General features: G+C 45.7%; 18 protein-coding genes and 1 riboswitch. Of the genes, 2 read left to right on the top strand and 16 right to left on the bottom strand.

All coding sequences use genetic code 11. The annotated features are described in order from the left end of the window. Positions 1-99: 99 nt before the first annotated feature. A complete protein-coding gene (locus tag ACKA06_RS16625; RefSeq protein ID WP_411160212.1) occupies positions 100-1,083 on the bottom strand; it encodes a bile acid:sodium symporter family protein in 984 nt (327 codons plus the stop codon). Then, positions 1,080-2,477: an FAD-binding oxidoreductase gene (locus ACKA06_RS16620; RefSeq protein ID WP_411160211.1), complete on the bottom strand. Its 1,398-nt coding sequence runs from the start codon at positions 2,475-2,477 to the stop codon at positions 1,080-1,082. Before ACKA06_RS16620 ends, ACKA06_RS16625 begins: the two co-directional genes overlap by 4 nt. Before the next feature lie 165 nt (positions 2,478-2,642). Between ACKA06_RS16620 and ACKA06_RS16615 the strand changes: the two genes are divergently transcribed. Continuing rightward, entirely contained in the window at positions 2,643-2,906 is a 264-nt protein-coding gene (locus ACKA06_RS16615; protein WP_032086266.1) for a hypothetical protein, read from the top strand. Positions 2,907-2,949: 43 nt separating this feature from the next. Here ACKA06_RS16615 and ACKA06_RS16610 read toward each other — a convergent pair whose 3' ends face one another. The 7 genes from ACKA06_RS16610 to ACKA06_RS16580 form a co-directional block, all read right to left on the bottom strand. After that, entirely contained in the window at positions 2,950-3,915 is a 966-nt protein-coding gene (locus tag ACKA06_RS16610; protein ID WP_032086265.1) for an alpha/beta hydrolase, read from the bottom strand. Positions 3,916-4,204: 289 nt separating this feature from the next. Beyond that, on the bottom strand, positions 4,205-5,593 hold the full coding sequence (locus tag ACKA06_RS16605) for a bifunctional metallophosphatase/5'-nucleotidase (protein WP_411160210.1): 1,389 nt from the start codon (positions 5,591-5,593) through the stop codon (positions 4,205-4,207). Positions 5,594-5,728: 135 nt separating this feature from the next. Then, positions 5,729-6,361: a class F sortase gene (locus ACKA06_RS16600; protein WP_032086263.1), complete on the bottom strand. Its 633-nt coding sequence runs from the start codon at positions 6,359-6,361 to the stop codon at positions 5,729-5,731. Continuing rightward, complete coding sequence (locus tag ACKA06_RS16595) at positions 6,361-6,606, bottom strand: hypothetical protein (protein ID WP_411160209.1); 246 nt, start codon at positions 6,604-6,606, stop codon at positions 6,361-6,363. The genes ACKA06_RS16600 and ACKA06_RS16595 overlap by 1 nt, the downstream gene beginning before the upstream one ends. Further along, on the bottom strand, positions 6,539-6,781 hold the full coding sequence (locus ACKA06_RS16590) for a DUF4397 domain-containing protein (protein WP_411160208.1): 243 nt from the start codon (positions 6,779-6,781) through the stop codon (positions 6,539-6,541). The genes ACKA06_RS16595 and ACKA06_RS16590 overlap by 68 nt, the downstream gene beginning before the upstream one ends. A 39-nt stretch (positions 6,782-6,820) precedes the next feature. Further along, positions 6,821-7,156, bottom strand: a complete 336-nt coding sequence (locus tag ACKA06_RS16585) for a DUF4397 domain-containing protein (RefSeq protein ID WP_411160207.1) — start codon at positions 7,154-7,156, stop codon at positions 6,821-6,823. 413 nt (positions 7,157-7,569) lie between these two features. Further along, on the bottom strand, positions 7,570-9,099 hold the full coding sequence (locus tag ACKA06_RS16580) for a flotillin family protein (RefSeq protein ID WP_411160206.1): 1,530 nt from the start codon (positions 9,097-9,099) through the stop codon (positions 7,570-7,572). Positions 9,100-9,280: 181 nt separating this feature from the next. After that, positions 9,281-9,476, top strand: a riboswitch (cobalamin riboswitch). 147 nt (positions 9,477-9,623) lie between these two features. Here ACKA06_RS16580 and ACKA06_RS16575 point away from each other — a divergent pair. Next, complete coding sequence (locus ACKA06_RS16575) at positions 9,624-10,097, top strand: acyl-CoA thioesterase (protein WP_198258554.1); 474 nt, start codon at positions 9,624-9,626, stop codon at positions 10,095-10,097. Positions 10,098-10,588: 491 nt separating this feature from the next. Here ACKA06_RS16575 and ACKA06_RS16570 read toward each other — a convergent pair whose 3' ends face one another. From ACKA06_RS16570 to ACKA06_RS16540, 7 genes are all read right to left on the bottom strand, one after another. Beyond that, entirely contained in the window at positions 10,589-11,950 is a 1,362-nt protein-coding gene (locus ACKA06_RS16570; RefSeq protein ID WP_198258555.1) for an SLC13 family permease, read from the bottom strand. A gap of 76 nt (positions 11,951-12,026) precedes the next feature. Then, on the bottom strand, positions 12,027-13,541 hold the full coding sequence (gene tcuA, locus ACKA06_RS16565; protein WP_214873715.1) for an FAD-dependent tricarballylate dehydrogenase TcuA: 1,515 nt from the start codon (positions 13,539-13,541) through the stop codon (positions 12,027-12,029). Between the two features lie 18 nt (positions 13,542-13,559). Further along, entirely contained in the window at positions 13,560-15,074 is a 1,515-nt protein-coding gene (locus ACKA06_RS16560) for a tripartite tricarboxylate transporter permease (RefSeq protein ID WP_411160205.1), read from the bottom strand. Positions 15,075-15,086: 12 nt separating this feature from the next. After that, the gene (locus ACKA06_RS16555; protein ID WP_214873712.1) at positions 15,087-15,533 is read right to left on the bottom strand and encodes a tripartite tricarboxylate transporter TctB family protein; all 447 of its coding nucleotides are present in this window, start codon (positions 15,531-15,533) and stop codon (positions 15,087-15,089) included. A 69-nt stretch (positions 15,534-15,602) separates the two neighbouring features. After that, on the bottom strand, positions 15,603-16,580 hold the full coding sequence (locus ACKA06_RS16550) for a tripartite tricarboxylate transporter substrate binding protein (protein WP_058298044.1): 978 nt from the start codon (positions 16,578-16,580) through the stop codon (positions 15,603-15,605). 252 nt (positions 16,581-16,832) lie between these two features. Next, positions 16,833-17,528 (bottom strand): response regulator, encoded by a 696-nt coding sequence (locus tag ACKA06_RS16545; protein WP_198258558.1) that lies wholly within the window; start codon positions 17,526-17,528, stop codon positions 16,833-16,835. Between the two features lie 2 nt (positions 17,529-17,530). Then, entirely contained in the window at positions 17,531-19,129 is a 1,599-nt protein-coding gene (locus ACKA06_RS16540) for a sensor histidine kinase (protein WP_214873711.1), read from the bottom strand. Positions 19,130-19,289 lie beyond the last annotated feature (160 nt).

Raw genomic sequence — 19,289 nt, 5'->3', positions numbered from 1 at the left:
AGGCAACAGGACTATTTACGAAAAGCAACAATCTTTTAGAAAACAGCCTTATATTAAACAGGAAGCGGCACCCGGGGATTAGTCCAGGTGCCGCTTTTTTTATCTGACAGACGCTTGCGGTTCATGACCTTCATCCGTCATTTGAGTTTCTTCCTCGTTTACTGTCTTCTTACTCCAGTAGGTAGCAATGATCGGCCCGGAGATGTTGTGCCAGACGGCAGCGATGACACTGGGAAGTGCTGCGAGCGGTCCGAAATGGGCTGTCGCAAGCGCCACTCCCAGACCTGAATTCTGCATCCCCACTTCGATTGAAATGGCCCGGCGCTTGCTTTCATCCAATTTCAACATGACCCCGGTCCCATATCCAAGTGCCAACCCAAGGATATTATGAAGAATCACTGCTGAGAATACCAGCATTCCCGAAGTGGCGATATTCCCGACATTTGCCGAAACAACAGCCGATACAATGATGATGATCGCTGCCACCGAAATCAACGGGATGACATTCAGGCTTTTTTCCACCGTACCCGGGAAAACCTTTTTGAGTACCAGTCCAAGCGTAATCGGAATGATGATGACCTGCACGATTGAAAGGAACATCGCATAGGGATCAACCGGAAGCCACTGCCCTGCCAGTGCCAATAAAATAAGCGGGGTGGCAAGCGGCGCCAGCAATGTGGAGAGCGATGTCATCGCAACCGACAAGGCCAGATTTCCTTTCGCCAGATACACCATGACATTGGACGCTGTCCCGCCAGGCACCGATCCCAGCAGCACCAGGCCGGCTGCCAGTTCATTCGGCAGACCCATCACATACGCGATCACGAAAGCACCGAGCGGCATGATGATGAACTGGGCAAGTACCCCGGTGATGACTGGAAGCGGTTTTTGAAGGACCAGTTTGAAATCAACCGGCTTCAAGGTCAGTCCCATGCCGAACATGACAACTCCGAGAAGGATCGTGATATAGCTGCCCAATGGTAAAAAGGGCTTCGGGATTGAATATGCGACTGCCGCGACAAGGATGACCCAGACGGCGAAGTACTTTCCTGCAAGATTGCTGATGGTTTCCAGTAGTTTCATTCTTCTTCCCCCTTCGCTTTCTGGATCAATTTATTTGGGTTCAGGAGTCCCGATGGATCAAGGGCATCCTTTATGTTTTTCATCACCTGAAGCGCCCCTCCGTGTTCTCTTTCCTGGTATTTCATTTTACCAGACCCGACCCCGTGTTCACCGGTGCAGGTACCGTTTCTCTCAAGGGCATATTCCACAATCTGTTCATTGAACACTTCAGCTTTTTGAACTTCTTCCCTATCGGTTAAATCGAGCATCACTAGTGCATGATAATTGCCGTCTCCGACATGCCCAAGAATGCCTCCGGTCAGTTTCAGCTCATCCAGTTTTTGACGTGCAGCCCTGATGGCGCCGGATAATTCCGAGATGGGCACACATACATCGGTGACCATCATTTTCTTACCGGGATTCCCGTGGATATAGGCATAGGCAAGGTTATGCCTTGCATCCCACAATTTATTCCTGGCTGCCTGGTCTTCCTCGAAATGGATCGCCTCGCATCCATGATCTGAAACGATTTCCTCCATGAATGCCACATCCTGTTTCAGCCCTGCTTCGTTTCCATGAAACTCGAGAAACAAGGTCGGCTTCTCTATGTAATCTGTATCGCTGAACAAGTTCACCTGCTTCATTGATGCATCATCGACAAGCTCCACCCTGGCAACGGGTATCCCGGCCTGAAGAATCGATACAACCGCTTCAACTGCATCATCAATATGAGGGAAAGATGCCCTTGCAGCAAGAATATGTTCAGGTATTCCATATACTCTCAATGTCAACTCCGTAAAGCATCCAAGCGTTCCTTCAGACCCGACGAATAAATGGTTCAGGTTATATCCTGATGATGATTTCTGTGCAAGATTCCCCGTATGGATGATCTCCCCGGAAGCAAGCACCACTTCCAGATTTCTGACCTGATCTCTCATCACACCGTATTTCACCGATGTGGTCCCGCTCGCATTCGTTGCAGCCATTCCCCCAAGTGTTGCATCCGCACCGGGATCGACTGAGAAAAACAACCCGTATTTCTTTAATTCTTTGTTAAGCTGCGACCTGGTCACGCCAGGCTGCACCCTGACAAGGAAATCCTTTTCCCTTATATCTAGGATTTTGTTCATTTGCGAAAAATCAATGCTGATTCCTTTTTCATAAGGAATGACGTGCCCCTCCAGGCTTGTCCCCAATCCAAAGGGTATAATGGGAGTATTATAAGCCCCTGCCAATTTGACAATTTTGCTTACTTCTTCAGCATTCTCCGGGAATACGACAATATCAGGAGAGAACGGATGGTGATAGGATTCATCCTTTCCGTGTTGTTCCAGTACAGTTGCATTTGTAGTCACTTGATGACTTTTAAGGGCTTCTCTCAATTCATGAAGCAGCTCTTTCTCTTTAACGGTCATCCGATTCTCCTCCTTTGGCAAAATGTATAATGTATGCAATTATACATAATTATCTGAATTTTTCAATAGAACTGAAGTCATTTTTATTTTTAAACTCAGTAACGTTTAGGAAAAAACATAAAGGGAAACAAGACATTAATTCATTTTTAAAAGGAGGAACCAAAGTTGAATACAATAAAGGTTGAACTGGAGTACTCCCCTGATTCGCTGTCTGCAGATGAAGCAAAAAATAAAATAAAGAAATCCCTGGAAAATTCCGGGTTAAAGGTTGTTTCTTTCGATGCAGGCGGGGATACTGATTCTTCTTTTGATAAGATGCATTCTTCCCTGCCGAACCAGCCTGACTTCGCCGAGCCGGATGTCAATTCCACGGGTGCCGGCGGAATGGTATCACCGGACTCGAGCGGATACCCGAATAAAGATAAATAGGAAAAGGACAAGGGCTTCGTGCCCTTGTCCTTTTTCTCCCATATTATTGTTTCATCGCTTCTTCGATGAAACCATTCAGCCGGCGCTTGTATTCTTCTCCCTCATCCAAAAAGCCCTGCGTATGTCCTACACCCGGGATGATCCACAGCTCTTTCATGCCTGGTGCATTCTCATAGAGACGCTGGGCCATTTCCGAAGGCACCAGTTCATCCTTGTCACCATGGATGATAAAGAGAGGCAGGTCATCCTTCTTTTTCTTCACTTGATCAAGCGCTGATGCTTCATCGAATGAGTATCCTGCCTTGCTTTCTGTGACCTTGCTCGTGATGTCAATCAGCGGGAAAGACGGGAGATTGTAAAGATGCTTCAGCTGATGAGCCATTTCTTCCTCTACAGATGTGTACCCGCTGTCTGCAATGATTCCCTTCACTTGATTCGGAAGATCTTCACCGCTGGTCATCAGTACGGTCGAGGCTCCCATTGAAAAGCCGTGAAGGAAAATGGCCTTTTCATTCTTCTCTTCTATGAGATAGTCAATCCATTTTCGCATATCATTCCTGTCATCCCACCCCATGCCTATATAATCCCCTTCACTCTTTCCATGGCCGCGGGCGTCAGGCTTCAATATATCGTATCCTTTATCATAATAATACCTTGTCACTTCCGGAAGCTGTTCGTTATTCCCTTTATAGCCGTGGGCCAATATCACCGTCTTGCCGATCGGGGCATCATTTTTCAAGTAAACGGCACTAAGGGTAAGACCATCATCACTTTCTATTTCAACTTCTTCAAAATCCTGACTTTCTGTCCAGCTTGTGAGCTCCTGAAGCCGCTCCTGTTCTTCTTCAAGTGCACTGACAGCTTTGACTGCTTCCTCAGTACCATACAACTTGATTGCTTCATCACTCCGGTTGATAGCGAGGTTATAAAAATAACTCGCAGCACCGAAAAGTACAATCATCGTAAGGACGATCAGCCAACAAACAGTATAGCCGATGCGTTTTATCATATTGGATTCTCCTTCAATGTTAAAATGATATACTCTATAAGTTCATACCCCCGGCTTTTTCGCTGAAAACCTGTCAGTTTGAGGAAATAAGAAAAGCGCCCCGGGCTTTGGACGCTTTTCATGGCCATATCATTTTTTCTCTAATTCTTTTACCCTTTTATCTAGTTTTCCTGCAATCGATAATGCACTGATTGCAACCCCAAGTGAACCAACTGCAATGGAAAAAGCGAATATCAAAAAGGTTTCCACTAGGACACTCCTCCTTTCTTCATTCATTGTGCAATTTCATTTATACTTTCATATCCACATTCTCTTTCCAGCGACTGATACGGGACTTCGTGAGGAATTCATTTTTTTCGGCATAAATCCGGATGACATCCTTGATTTCTTCTGCTAAGTATTTTTCGCCGCGATTGTTTGCAAGTGCCGGGTAACCGGACCCCCGCTGGAGATAATCAGAAGAAGCAACACTGTACCACTTTTCATCATTCAGAGATTCGCCTCCGATGAAGATTTCCTGGATCCTTTTCCCATCATGTATAACCTCCGCCCCCGACACATGCAGCCTGCCGACAAATCTGCCTCTGAATCCTGGTCCTTTGCCGTCATGCAGGCATATACCGGCATCAAGTGATTGTCCTATAGCCTCCTTCAAGTCTTTTCCCTGGACCTCGAAAGAAGTCGGATTCAAAGGAGAAGGGCAGACCTCAATCAATTTCTTATTCGATACATAACCGAAGAGCCCCGCATTCACAATCCCGCTGTTCATCAGGCCGATATCGCAATCAAGCATATCCCTGACCCCGTCTGCAATTAAATTAGTAAGTGGGTTTTCTTCCAGAACATCATGCCAAAGAGGGGTTTCAATCGTGTACAGCGGCTCGCTCAATACCTCTATCGCTTTTTCTTTATTTCTCTTTAGAATAGAAAGCACCCCTTCATCCCTGTGTGCATCTTTCGTCGCTAAATTTTGCGAATGCAAGAGGTCCACACCGCAATCGCTGACTTCAATTTCGATGACTCCGATATACTCCCCATAGCAGCCCGCACTATTCATGATTGTTCCGTTCACCACTTTTGCCTGAGGATAAAGTTTATGATCGTGGGCGGATAATATGATGTCTACACCCTCCAATTCCGTCACAAGCTCATCATCCGCAAACGTCCCCAGGTGATTGAGGAGTATGCACAGGTCATAGTTCCCCGCATGCTTCGCCACTTCAGCTTTAATCGCATTATTATAGTCGGTCATATGTACACCCAATCCATCACTGAACACGTCCATGTCAGGTGATGATCCTGTGATGAGGATGCGTAAACCTTTCTTCTCGAGAAGGGTGCTGGATACTACGCCATCGATCTTTGTCCGGCAGCTTTTCAAGAGATTATTACTGATGAAAGGTACCGGGCTGTTCGACGCCATATGTTCAAGTGTGTCGATTCCGTTGAACATCTCATTATTCCCGATTGTCAACGCATCATAACCGGTATAATCCAGGAGCTCAAGTGCAGCCATCCCCATTGTCCCCTGCAGTTCGATGCTTTTAAAATCTGCGAAGTCCCCTCCATCGAGGATCAATGTATTGTCGTCCTTGAACTGCTTGATCAGTGATACAGCCTTAGAGAAAGCTTCAAAATGACTGTGCAGATCATTTGTATGAATGATTTTCAGTTTCATAATTACCTCCGTCTACATCTTTTTTCCAGAAAACTCCCTACTCTAATAGTAATTGAAATAACGAAGGTGTAAAGGATTATTTTGGAAAAAACACAGAAAGAGCTCCCTCCCAAGCGGACCTTGGAACAAAGCTCTTTATGATTCATTCTGCTGTTCGGCGAGTTCTGTGTAGACGACAAGTCTTTCAACATAATTGTGGATATCCCGGTCAAAATAACCGGTGCATGTAATAAGATTGAGCATCCGTTTATCGCTTGGCCCGAAGATTTTCCTGAGCGGCGCGTCATCTTTTTGATAGGCGATTTTGTCTTTTACCACAAATGTGAGATGCTTTCCATCTTCATCATAAAGATGGATTTCATCGCCTTTTTCCAATTCCTTCAATTTGAAGAAGACAGCCGGTGCTTTTTCATTATCCACGTGACCGGCCAACACGGCGTTCCCTGCTTCGCCGGGCTGTACACCCGGTTCAAACCACGCCACATCTTTCCCGTTTTCAGGCAGTTCCATATTCCCATTTTCATCGAGACCGAAATCTTTCACCGGTGCTTCGAGGTCAATGGCAGGGATGGAAAGTGAGGATGGTGTAATGCCTGATTGCTCATGGGCGGGGGCAATCGTCCCTTTATTGCCGGCCGCAATTACGGCCTGCTGGACTGGTTGTTCGGCATATACTTCTGTTTCTTTAGTTCCTTTTGACAGTTGAGGCTCTTCGGCAGAACAAGCTGCCAGAAGAGCCGTCAAAAGGATGAATAATAGAGGTTTCATTATTTTACAAGTTTCCTGCGTACAGCGAATACCAGCGCAGCTCCGCCCAATACTGCAGAGGCAAGGACGATCGGAAGCGCAGTAGAAGAAGATTCTTCAGCAGCTCCTCCCATTCCTGTTTCAGGCATGCTTCCAGGCATCAGGGTGTAGTCTTTCAGTACAAGGACTTCCAAAGAATCAGCTGTATTGATGGCAAATAAGCTGTATACCGTATTTTTTTTCCAGCATGGTTCCAGAAAGATCAAGTACCTGTTCTCCCTCAGGTGTTCTGATTTCAAGGTCATACGTACCTGGATCAAGTTCCTTGTAATCTGTAATGGCTTTGAACTCAGCCCCGCTGAATAATGCGTCTCCGACGATCGGTCCCACATCAACTGCAGGTGCATCAGGTGAAAGGTGGCCGACACGAACTTTCGTCATTCCTTCTGTGACTTCCATTGAGTCCTGCGCAACAACGAGTTACAGGTTATCCACTGTGTTGGCAGCAGCAACTGTGTAAGCCATCCCTTCTTCAACAGTAAGGGACTGGGAAATGACTGGATCTTCGCTGCCCATTGTTCCGGCCGCATAGATCTCTACCTTATGTTCCCCTGCAGGCAGGTTCATGTATTCTGTCGCAGCTTTGAACTCGGCTCCTTCAACGACTGCTTTACCGTCCACATAAACATCTACAGCAGGTGCATCTGGTGAAGCATGGATGATGCGCACCATCGCATCATTCCCGGCAGCAAACGCGCCTCCAGTAAATGTCAGCATGAGAATGGCAGTCACAAAAATCGAGAAAATTTTCTTCATTCATTTCACTCCTTCTGTTTTGTTCAAGCTTTGTATTAAACTTGTAAATATAATGTAGATGACAATCCCTTTATTTATTCAAGGTTATACTTCTATAAACAGATAAAACTAATAACCTACCATACAAAGTCGAAAAAAATCAGTATAGGTTCTTTTACCGCTATTGATTTCCGTGCAAGACTACGCTTTCCGCGGGTAGCCCGTGAGCCTCCCTCGGCAAGCCTGCGGGGTCTCACATAAGCTACTCTTCCCGCAGGAGTCTTCGTCTTGCACTCCAATCAACCGCTAGAAAGGGCTAACCTCTAAATACAACTTTGAACAAATTAAAAACCCGAACTAATTTGCGTCATCTTGTGCAAATTAGTTCGGGTTTTACTTAGACTAAAACACTTTTGTCCCAGCCTCCCATTTTCTTACTTCACTTCCTGTGATTCTTTTTCCTGATTTTGCACTTCTTCCCTGTCTTCTTCATCCGTGTTCTGTGCTGCCGCACTTTCTTTTTCCCCTGTTTGGGAAATGACGGGTTGGTATGGTTTTTCAGGTTTTCTGTCCGCATACGAACGGAGTAATTGACCCACATCGATCCCGGTCATTTCTTTCAAAGGTTCTTGCATATCGAGCATCGTTTTCGTGATGCTCCTGCCGAATGACGGGACACCCTGCCCGTTTCCGGAATCAATGATTTTAACAGAATCGATGTTGTTCAACGGCTGTGCAATCTTCTCTGCAAAGACTGGCAGCATTTCGATCAGTTTTTCCGTTATGATGACGTCACCGTGTTTTTCCATTGCTTCAGCAAGCAGTTTACGTGATTCTGCTTCTGCTTTACCGCGCTGTCTGATGACATCTGCTTCGGCAGATCCTTCTTCACGGCGGATCTTCGCTTTCGCTTCCCCGTCGATTTCCGCTTTGCGGGCTTCAGCTTCCGCTTTACGGGTCGTTTCATAATATTCGGCGTCCGCTTTAGTCTGGCGGACTTTAGATTCTTCCGCTTCAAGTTTGACCGCTCGCTCGCGCTCAAGGAACTGAAGCGTCAATTCTTCTTCTTTTACCTCTTTGGAAAGCTTTGCTTTTTCCAGCTCATAGGATTGTTCTGATTTCGCGCGGGCACGTTCTGTTTCTTCTTTGAATGCCGCATCCTTGATGTCTTTTTCCTTCTTGGATTCAGCAATGGAGATTTGTCGCTTATACTCTTCTTCCTTCGCTTCCTGATCCGTCTGGGCACGGTGAATACGTGTTTCTCGCTCAGTATTGGCCTCGGCAATCTCAGCCTGCTTGCGGACCTCCGCAATACGAGGGCGTCCCAGGTTCTTCAAGTATCCATTTTCTTCATCAGCATCACGGATATCCGTCAAACCGAGGGAAGTAATTTTGAAGCCCATAAGATCCAGCTGTTTCTGCGCGATCTCCGAGACGTCGGCGTTAAACTTCTCCCGGTTGCTGTTGATATCCTCAACGGTCATTTTTGATAAAATGGCACGAAGATTACTTCCTAATACCTCAATGATTTCATCTTCGATCTCTTTTTGATTTTTGCCAAGGAACTGCTCCGCATAGTTGGCAATCCCGTTCAACGTATCTGCCACTTTGACCATCGCGACCGCATCCGCCACGATCGGCACCCCGCCGTTCGTGTACACACGCGGAGTCGACAATTTCAATTGGAAAGATGTCAGATTGACAGGCGTACTTGTCTGGAACCGTCTCAGACGATATCCTCCACCCCTGATGATCTTCATAGAACGCCCTTCCTGATCGGTGAAAATATTTGTTTCTTTTTCAGGATCCCCGAGTTTCGGTCCTGTGATGATCAATGCCTGGTTTGACTTGGCCGTGCGGTAGCGGAATCGCATCCAGAAATAATACCCGATCCCCACAATGGCCGCTACGATCAATACCGGAATAAGGAACATCATAATACCAATGACAGTCAATGAACCCATTCTTACCTACCCCCTGTTTATTTTTCTGCGGAAGATACCGCGTTTTAATAGGTTATATGACTATCTACGGGGCAGCTGCCCTGAAGGTTTCATAAAAATGGGAATTTATTAAATTCCTTCAATTTATCGACAGAATCAGAGATTCCGGTATGTCGAATATGATAGAATAATAGCGTTCACAATTTCATTATTGCCCGTTGGTGAAGGGGATGAGAGTCCATTCTCTTCTTAAAAGGGAAGCTGGTGGAAATCCAGCGCGGTCCCGCCACTGTAAAGCTGAGATTTTTTATATAGGCCCACTGTTTCTTTTCGAAGCGGGAAGGGATAAGAAATCGGCGAAGCTGAGCCAGGAGACCTGCCAATCGGGAAGAACACATAGTTCCTACGGGAGATAGGAGGGTGTTGCGCCAGATGGAACGACATACAAGATCTCATTGGATCATGATCGTCCGATTGGAATAGCTGCATCTTCTTATAATGGGAGATGCATTTTTTAATTCAAAACGGACAGGGAGTTGAAAATGATGGAACAAGCTTATCCAGTTGATCATTCACGTACGATCCAGACAAAATTGGTATTGCCGCCTGATACGAACCATATGCAGACCATCTTCGGCGGAAAGGTATTGGCATTTATCGATGAAATCGCTGCGCTGTCAGCCATGAAGCATTCGAGCTCGGCCGTGGTCACGGCTTCGATCGATTCGGTCGATTTCCTGTCATCCGCAACTGTCGGGGACGCACTCAGCCTCGAGGCGATTGTGACTTCCACCGGAAGGACTTCGATGGAGGTATATGTAAAAGTCTTCTCTGCGAATCTATTGACCGGTATCAAAACCTTGACGACAGAGTCATTCCTCACCATGGTCGCGGTGGATGAAGACGGGAATCCGAAGCCGGTGCCGAAAGTGATCCCGGAAACGGAAGAGGAAATAAGATTGTTCACCACCGCTGTTCTGAGAAAGGAACATCGGAAGAATCGGGCGTTGATTAAATAAGTAAGAGGGCTGGGGTAATTAAAACAAAATAAAATATCCATTTAGGGTTATTAGGAGTTTGTTTTCCGCAGGTTAGCCGTGAGCCGCATTTGGTTAACCTGCGGTATCTTTTTAGGTGGTGATGATGAACATGGACAGATATTTTAGAATGATTCTTATTAGCTCATAAAATGTGAAAATGGATCATATATTTCTGAAATGGATCATATTTCCGGAAAACGGATCATATATTTTCAGAATGGATCATAAATCCTGAAAACGGATTATAAACACCCCACACCGTATCACTTCACCAACTCAATCAATAGATAACTCTCCCCTATCCATCCTTTACAGCCCTCTTTTCACATTTCCACACAGAAATCCCCTTTAGTTTCATCAAAATATTAAAAAACCGTACATGAATTCAAAATAAAAACACTTCTAATGATCGTTCTGATTTTCATTAGACCAGGCATTCCCTCCCCCTCCCTTGCAAAAAAGAAATTCTCTTACCAGTAAAAGAACACCGAGCAGATAATGACGGCTATCCAGGCGGCGGATGACCAAAATCCTGCCCGCATTAAATCCTTGTCAGTAAAATAACCGTAAGAGTAGCTGATCAGATGGACCGGGGACTGGGTGACAAGAAAGAAGCCCGGGACGCATGCCAGAAACACGGGCATGGCAATTTGCATGGGTGATAAATCCGGGATTGTATGTCCAATCGTAATGCTGAGGGGGAGCATGATGGTCAAAAACCCCAGGATATTGACAAAGACGATACGAATGATACTGGTGCATAAAATGAGAAAGAGAATGATCACCCAGGATTGGCGGCCTGTCAGCAGTGAGTCCAAACCTTCTGCCATCCATTCAATCGTGCCTGTATGGATCAGCATCCCGGATACCATTAAAGTAGAGGCGAAAAAGAGCATCAGATCCCAATCAATCGATTTCCTTGCTTCTTCCCATTTCCATACTCCTGCAAAAGGGATCAAGGTTATACATGCGCCCAGCAGGCCGATCTGAGGAATGGAATAACCATGCAGAGGCTGTGCAATCCACAGGATCAAGGTTCCACCGATTATACACATGATCTTTTTTTCGTTGATGCTCACGGGCCCAAGCTCACTGATTCTTTCTTCGATCAATGCTAATAACAGCTTTCGGTCAATCTTCTCAGGTGGAAAAATTAGTAAGAATATCCCCCACAGTATCACGATAAAAAGCAGCACCGGTATTCCAAAAGTCAGGAACCATTTTATATAATTCAAATCGCTCGAAACATCGCTCAGGATCCCGAAAGCGTAGATTGTGGAACTTGCCCCTGTCGCAACAAATGCCCCTGAAATGGCAGCTAGATACGCTACCCCGATAAACAGTGACTTGCCCAGATAATGGACATCCCCTAATTTGCGCAGACTTTTCAGCAGGCTGTCCAGTACAGATGATAACAGGCTGCCTTTCCCTACATTCGACGGTATCAGTACAGACAGGACGATCATGAGCAAAAACGAGATGAAGATCAATGCTTTGCCCGATCCTCCCGACATCTTTAACATAAAGAGCGATACCCTGCTTGCCAGACCCGTTTTGATGAATGCAGCTGAGATAATGAATGTGGAAAACAAGAGCCAAACGATACCCGAGCTGAAATAACTCAAAGTCTGTTCATAACTGAAAAAATGAAACGAAATCAGCAGTATGAGCAGCAGCGAGCTGAACGCAAGCGGAAAGACTTTGCCGATCCAGAGGATTTGAATGATGATGAGTGCAGCGATAGCCTTCCATGTTTCATCCCAATCAAAAAAAGGGAGAAAAAATAAAATATATAATAGGAAAGTGATAACCAGTAACAGTTGTTTTTTCATGACGATTACTCCCATCTTTCATTCAAAGGAAAAAGCCACCGGCAATGGGGTGACTTTTTCCTTTTATCAATCGGTATCAGTGAATGATCGTAGAATCCCGCTTATTACCGAGGGCATACCGGGCAGCCGAAGAGCCGGCTGCTTTTCCATAAACTGCCCCAGACATCAACCCGGATCCCCCAGGGTAATTGTGATAAAAAATCCCGCCGACCATTTCTCCTGCAGCGAACAGGCCGGATAATGGTTCATCATCCGTCTTTAACACTTCTCCTGATGGATTGACACGCAGCCCGCCGAAAGAAAATGTAATCCCGCACGTAACCGGGAAAGCATAGAATGGACCCTTCTCGACCTTCAACGCCCAGTTCGTCTTATCAGGAGTAAGCCCCGTTGTTTTTTTGCCGTCTTTCTCCGTAGGATTGTATTCCCCGTCTTGAACGGCTCCATTATACTCCTCAATCGTCTTCAGGAATTGCTCCTTATCGACGGAAAGCTGATTAACAAGCTCCTCCAGGGTTTCACCCTTATAACAAGTCGCTTCCTCAAGATCATATTCCTTCCTCAGCAGCGGCCGGACTTGGGAGTCGTAAATCTGATAGGCGACGTGATCCGGTTGTTTCAGGATTTCCCTTCCGTATTTGGCGTACGTATAATTCCGGAAGTCCGCCCCTTCATCTACAAATCGTTTTCCATCTTTATTCAACATGATGCTGAGAGGATAGGAATGTTTCTTGAAGATGTCACCTGGCTTGTTGAAATCACCGACTTTCGGTGCTTGATAATCCGTTCCGATTGAATGGCATCCGGAATATTCCCCGAATGTCTCTGCCCCGGCAGCAACCGCCATTGTTATTCCGTCGCCGGTGTTATATTCGGTTCCACGGACGATTGCCGCTTCCCATTCTTCTCCGATATGTTCACTCCGCATTTTTTTATTCGCTTCAAAACTCCCGCATGCAAGAATGACCCCGGAGGAATCTACTCTAAGTCGTTCATCGTCTTTCTGTACTACCACACCGCTTATCTTTCCGCCTTCTTTTACAAGTTCCACTGCAGCAGCCTCATACCAAATATCGATCCCCAGTTCACCTGCACGTGAAAAAAGCTGCTTCATCAAACCGATTCCTTTGTTTTCCGTCTTGACAGGAAGACCGCCCCAGAAATGACGCTTGCCATCCTTTTCATATGATTGATTATCATAATTGAGTTCAAATTTCACTCCATGCCCCTTCATCCAAACGAGCGTTTCAAACGATCGGTCCACCAGTTGTCTGGCAAGCTCCGGCTGGCTCTTTCCCTCTGTTACGCGCATGATATCATCATAATAATCTTCCTCATTGTAATCGGGCATGACGATCGAATCTGCCTCTTCATCAGAGAGATCCGTTACAACCTTTCGGATATCGGCGAAATCATGATAGGCCACTCTGATCGCCCCATCGGTGAAAAATGAATTTCCGCCTCTCTTATGTTCAGGACCTTTTTCGAGGACCAGTACCTCCGCCCCTTCTTCGCGGGCTGAAATGGCCGCACACAAGGCCGCGTTCCCCGCTCCGACAACAACTACATCATACGATTTAACCTTAGGCATCAATTTTCCTCCTCTTCATTACATGTCTTTTGAGATAGGGTCGATAGGATTCTTCCCTTTCTTTTTGAGCGCTTTGATCAGCAATGGATAAAACAGTGATAACAGCGTCAGTACAGCTAATCCGATGGCAATCGGCGTTTCAAAGAAGATACCGAGGCTTCCATTTGACGAAAGCACGGCCATCCTGAAATTCTGTTCCATATCCGCCCCGACAATCAATGCCAGTACAAGCGGTGCAATCGGAAAATCCATGACCTTCAGGAATAAACCGAATACTCCGAAAACTAACAGCAGGAAGAAATCCACTGCACTGTAACTGAGCGTGTAGGTTCCGATAAAAGCAAGGATCACAATGACCGGATACAACACTTTTGCAGGTGTATCCAAAATCTTCACTAACAGCCCGACAAGTAAAATATTAATAATCACAAGTGCTATATTCCCGATGAACATACTATTGATCAGTGTCCAAACCGTATTGGGATCATTTTCAAACAAAAGAGGTCCCGGCTTCATACCCAGCATGACAAGTGCTCCGAGCATGACAGCGGTGGTGCCCGAGCCCGGTATCCCCATCGTCAATAACGGGATCATCGCACCGACAGAAGCCGCATTATTGGCAGATTCAGGAGCTGCAAGCCCTTCTACTGCACCTTTCCCGAATTCTTCAGGTTTTTTGGAGATTTGCTTCTCTGTCGAGTAACTGATCATCGATGCGATCGATCCCCCGGCTCCCGGAAGGACACCGATTACAAATCCAAGCGGACCGCTTCTGAGAATCGGCCACAGTGAACGTTTCCACTGCTTTTTCGTAAACCAGATCTTCCCGACTTTCTTTTTCTCTCTTTTCTCCTGATCGATCGTCAAATAATTGTAAAGGACTTCCCCTACTGCATATACGCCGATGATCACGATTAGAAAATCGATCCCTTCACTTAAATGTGAACTCCCGAAAGTGAAGCGATAGACTCCGCTTTGCGTATCAATGCCCACCGTACTTAGCATCAGCCCAAGAAACATGGCAATGAACCCCTTCACCATTTTTCCTACTGACAGGGCAACAATCGCCGAAAGAGTCAGCAGCATTAATAAAAAGTATTCAGCCGGGCCGAATTTCAATGCAAAGCTTGCAAGCGGCTCGGCAAGGAAGATAAACCCGATGACGGCCATCATTCCCCCGATGAAAGAGGCGACTGCCGATATGGCCATGGCCTGTCCTGCCTGACCCTTCTGAGCCATTGGATAACCGTCGAAAGTTGCGGCAATCGCAGAACCGTCACCCGGCGTATTTAATAGAATCGAACTCCTTGATCCCCCGTACATCGCCCCGTAATAGATGGCAGCCATCAGGATGATTGCACTGACGGGCTCCATGCCAAATGTAATCGGGATCAATACGGCTACGGCTGTTGCCGGTCCCAGGCCGGGGAGCATCCCGACGATCGTTCCCAGGAATCCTCCGATGACAACCCACATAATATTTATTGGTTCCAACGCAGTTGTTAACCCCTGCATAAAATTGCTAAAATCCATCTAGTGCACCTCCTATGGAAGACTGACTCCTAATAAAATGCTGAATGCATACCATGATAGAAAAGAAAAGCTGACAGCCACTATCACATTAACAACATATTTTTTACCGTTGACCGTAAATAACAAAGCACCCAAAAATAAAATAGTAGAAAATAAGAACCCGATCCGTTCAAACATGAACGCATAAACAGCTCCGTATAAAACAGTCAGGGCAATCAATTTCGGTGTTCTCCCTTTCAGCAGAAGTTTGATATCTTCATTATGAACATCAAGATTCTTCCACTCTTGAAATAAGTAAACCACGCTGAATACCAGCATGAATACACTTAATCCGACCGGAAAATAGAGCGGCCCGTTTGGATTCCCGAGATTGGCCTTTGGCAAATTGATGGATGCTATTAAAAAAAAGAAGCTTAATAGAATTAAAAAAATGGGCATCCCGAGTTTGATTGCTCTCATGCATTTCAACCTCCTCTATGACAGTAGACCGGCGGGAGACTCTCATCAGTCTCCCACCCGTCCGTCAGATTAATTTTTCAGCCCGGAACTTTCCACAAGGTCTGAATATAATTTTTCCTGCTCCTTCATGAATTCCTTTGTTTCTTTGCTGTCTTTGTAAAAATCATCCCAGTCATTGTTTTCAAGCATCTTCTTCCATTCATCCGTTTTGACCATTTCACCGATTTTTTCATCCCAATAAGCGATTTCTTCTTCAGTCATATCCCCAGGGCCCATGATGCCTCTCCAGTGAGGGAAGACCATGTCCACTCCTTCTTCCGTCCAGGTTGGAACTTCATCCAGTCCTTCCAGCCTTTCTTCAGAAGATACCGCAAGGATCTTCAGCTTCCCTGCCAAGTGCTGCTCTTTCACTTCTGAAAGGGATGTCGTCACTGCATCAACATGTCCTCCGAGCAGCGCCGTCACGACGTCGCCGCCGCCTTCATAGACAAGAAAGTCGAGTTTAGTGGGATCGATTCCCTTCTCGCTTGCTGCCTGTACAATTGACAGGTGGTCATCGTTCCCGAGTCCCGGACCTACTCCGATTTTGAGAGACTTTGGATCTTTCTTCATCTGATCCAGCAGTTCAGAAGCGGTTTCATATTTTGAATCAACAGGAACCGCGAGTGCCTGCCATTCTGTTGCCAATGTGGCAATCGGAGTGAATTGTTCATGTGATAGATCGCTTTGTCCCAATAATTTATTTGTCAGTACCAGACTTGAATTGATTGCAAGATGGTGGGCATCCTTCTTCTCGAGATATTTCCATCCCGCTTCTCCGCCTCCGCCCGGTTTATTGATGACATTGATGTTTTTATCCACAATGTCGTTGTCACGCAAAACCTTCTGGACAGAACGCGCCGTTAAATCCCAGCCTCCGCCCGGAGAAGCCGGTGCGATGATTTCGATATTCTTCGACGGAAATTCCTTGTCACCCGAAGCAGAGCTTGAACAAGCTGTCATCAATGCCATTACACAAATAATCAATACGAAGCCAAACCTTTTCATATTTTTCTGCACCCCTTTTATCTTGTTTGTACTCACCAGAAACATCCCCTGTCAAAAAGGTGAAATACGTTAATCTAATCCTAGTTGCCGAACGAGTCTATGTAAACGTTTCCAAAATATTATGTTTTAAAAAACTTATGGGGATTTTGTTCATTTTGTTCACCGGTTTCTTCAGCTTTAAATAAAGAAGTCTGCCACCTAGGTTAAAGTGATCACTTTAGCCTAGGTGGCAGACACTATTTTTCCCGGGAACTATTTCACTGCATTCTCACTTCCGATTCGGTATCTTCTTTCGGGACGCCCGACTATCCCGTAGACATGCTCGACCGTGGCATCCTTTATCCCAACCAGATATTCGAGATATCTCCTGGCGGTGGTCCGGGACGCCCCCATTTTTTCGCCGACTCTTTCAGAGGTGATCCCTTCTTTTTCCTCTTGCAGGATCGCTGTCACTTTATGAAGAGTCAAATAGTCGATGCCCGGCGGAAGATCGTACCTTTTTTCGGCAGCTTTCTTTTTTTCTCTGCCAAAAAATTGATCCAGGACCTGTTGATTGACCTCTTCGGCAGAATCAAGCGCCGCTTTTTTCTGAAGATAGGACGTGATTGCTTCTTGGAATTTCTCCAATGTTACCGGTTTGATCAAGTAGTGTTCGACACCATAACGAAGTGCCTTTTCTAAAAAGGCTTTATCTTTTGCAGCTGTGATCATAATGATATCTACGCAGGGATACTCGGATCGGATATTATGCAATAATTCAGTGCCAAGCTGATCAGGCATGTATACATCAAGTAATAGCAGGTCAACATGATGTTCATCAAGAATAGTCAATGTATCTTTCGCATTCATCGCTTTGCCGACTAATGTCAGCTGCTCATTTTTCGCCAAGAATTCTTCATGTATCTGTGCAATCCGAAAGTCATCTTCGGCAATGACAACTTTAATCATACCTATTCCCCTTTTGTGTGTGATTTCGGCAGGATGACAGTGAAAACCGTCCCTTTATCCTTTTTGGAATCCCATTCGATTGTCCCTCCCAGCTGGGACAGTTCTTCCTCGACGTTGGCTAGTCCATAACCGCGGTGGTCGCCTTTTGATGAGATTCCTTTCAGCAGGATACGTGCTTCTTCTTCTTCAGATATCCCTTTTCCGTTATCTGCAATTTCAAAGATGATATCGCTGCCAATGTCGGTAACGAAAAAAGAAACAACTTTGATCTTTTGGTCCATTACCGCTTCGAATGCATTATCAATCAAGTTACCCAATATGACGATAAGGGGTGAAAGACCGATGAATCCAGGGAGCGGGGAAAGTGAACTTTCACCGTCGATTTGGAAATCAATTTTCTTTTCTGATGCTTTTGCAATCTTCCCTAATAGAATGGCTTGAACTTTCTCATCCAGGATACTTTGAAAAAATATCGTCGAATGATACTCCTGGAGATCCGATTCCTCTGTGAGGAAGGCAATGGCTTTATCATATTTGTGCAGCTGAAGCAGCCCTAGAAGGACATGGAGTTTGTTTTTGAATTCGTGCGTTTGAGCCCTTAAATCCTGCGAATATTGCTGTACTTCCGAAAGGGCATCGACCATTTGTTTAATTTCTGTCCGGTCCCTGAAGCTGAACACAGTGCCTGCCTTTTGGTTATTTTCAATGATAGGCTGGGCATTTACAATCATCGTTTTTTTCTTATATTGAAGTTCGATGTTGGAATTATGCAAAGAAGAAGCCAGCATTTCGGACATCGTTTGAGAAGAAATGACATCGGTCACGAATTTGCCCTCGATCTTTTCATCAATGTCCAGTAATTCACGGGCGGATTGATTCATCATCGTAATCACACCTTGTGTGTCTATGGCTAAAATCCCTTCCCTTACAGATTCCAGAACCGCATTTCTTTCTCTGAAGAGCGCACTGATCTGATAGGGTTCGAGACCGAGTGTATCCCTTCGGATACTTCTGGCCAAAAATAGACTGCCAAACACCCCGAGGATCAGCACTCCCCCTGAAAGAGCAAGCATGGTTCGGATTTCATACGCGATCTTATTCCTTATGGTTTTCATATCAAACTCCACCGTTACGGTGCCTTCGACTTTTTTGTAATTGTCGTACCTGATCATAACCGGGACAATCCCCTTTAACACTTCTTCGTCGCCGTCCCCGGTATGGATTAGATTATTACTTCCGAATACCAGTGCCCGATAACGGTCGGCGGGATCACCATTCCCAATCGATTGTCCGACAAAACTAAATATCTGTCCGTCCCTGTTTTCAATGAGGACAGCAGAAGCATCCACCTGGTCCCGGATCTGTTCCGTGACCGCACTTAAATCCCCTACAGGCTCCTCATTCTTAAAAGAATCCTGAATCACCGGCATATAAGAAAGTGTCTTGGCCGTCTGCATCGCGAGATCTTCCGCCTGCTCAACGTCTTCCTCTGATTCCCGGTATGCAAACATCCATGTAAGCAGTCCTATCACGATCAACAGAAGCGAAATGACCAAGCCCAATATTTTAATTTGAAGCGGGACCCTAAGAAGTCTATTCATCCAAATACCCCTGATTATACTGAATTTTCTATTATATTAATATATCATACTCCTCGCAGGGTGAGGAACTTAAAAAACCTTTACAATCGAGTAGGAGGGGGTGACTAACCCCCGACCTCTCACACCACCGTACGTACGGTTCCGTATACGGCGGTTTCAT

Source organism: Rossellomorea oryzaecorticis (assembly GCF_045897515.1).
In the GTDB taxonomy this organism is placed as follows: Bacteria; Bacillota; Bacilli; order Bacillales; family Bacillaceae_B; genus Rossellomorea; species Rossellomorea enclensis.
Note: the sequence above shows the minus strand (reverse complement) of the source record. Positions and strands in the feature narration are given on the sequence as shown.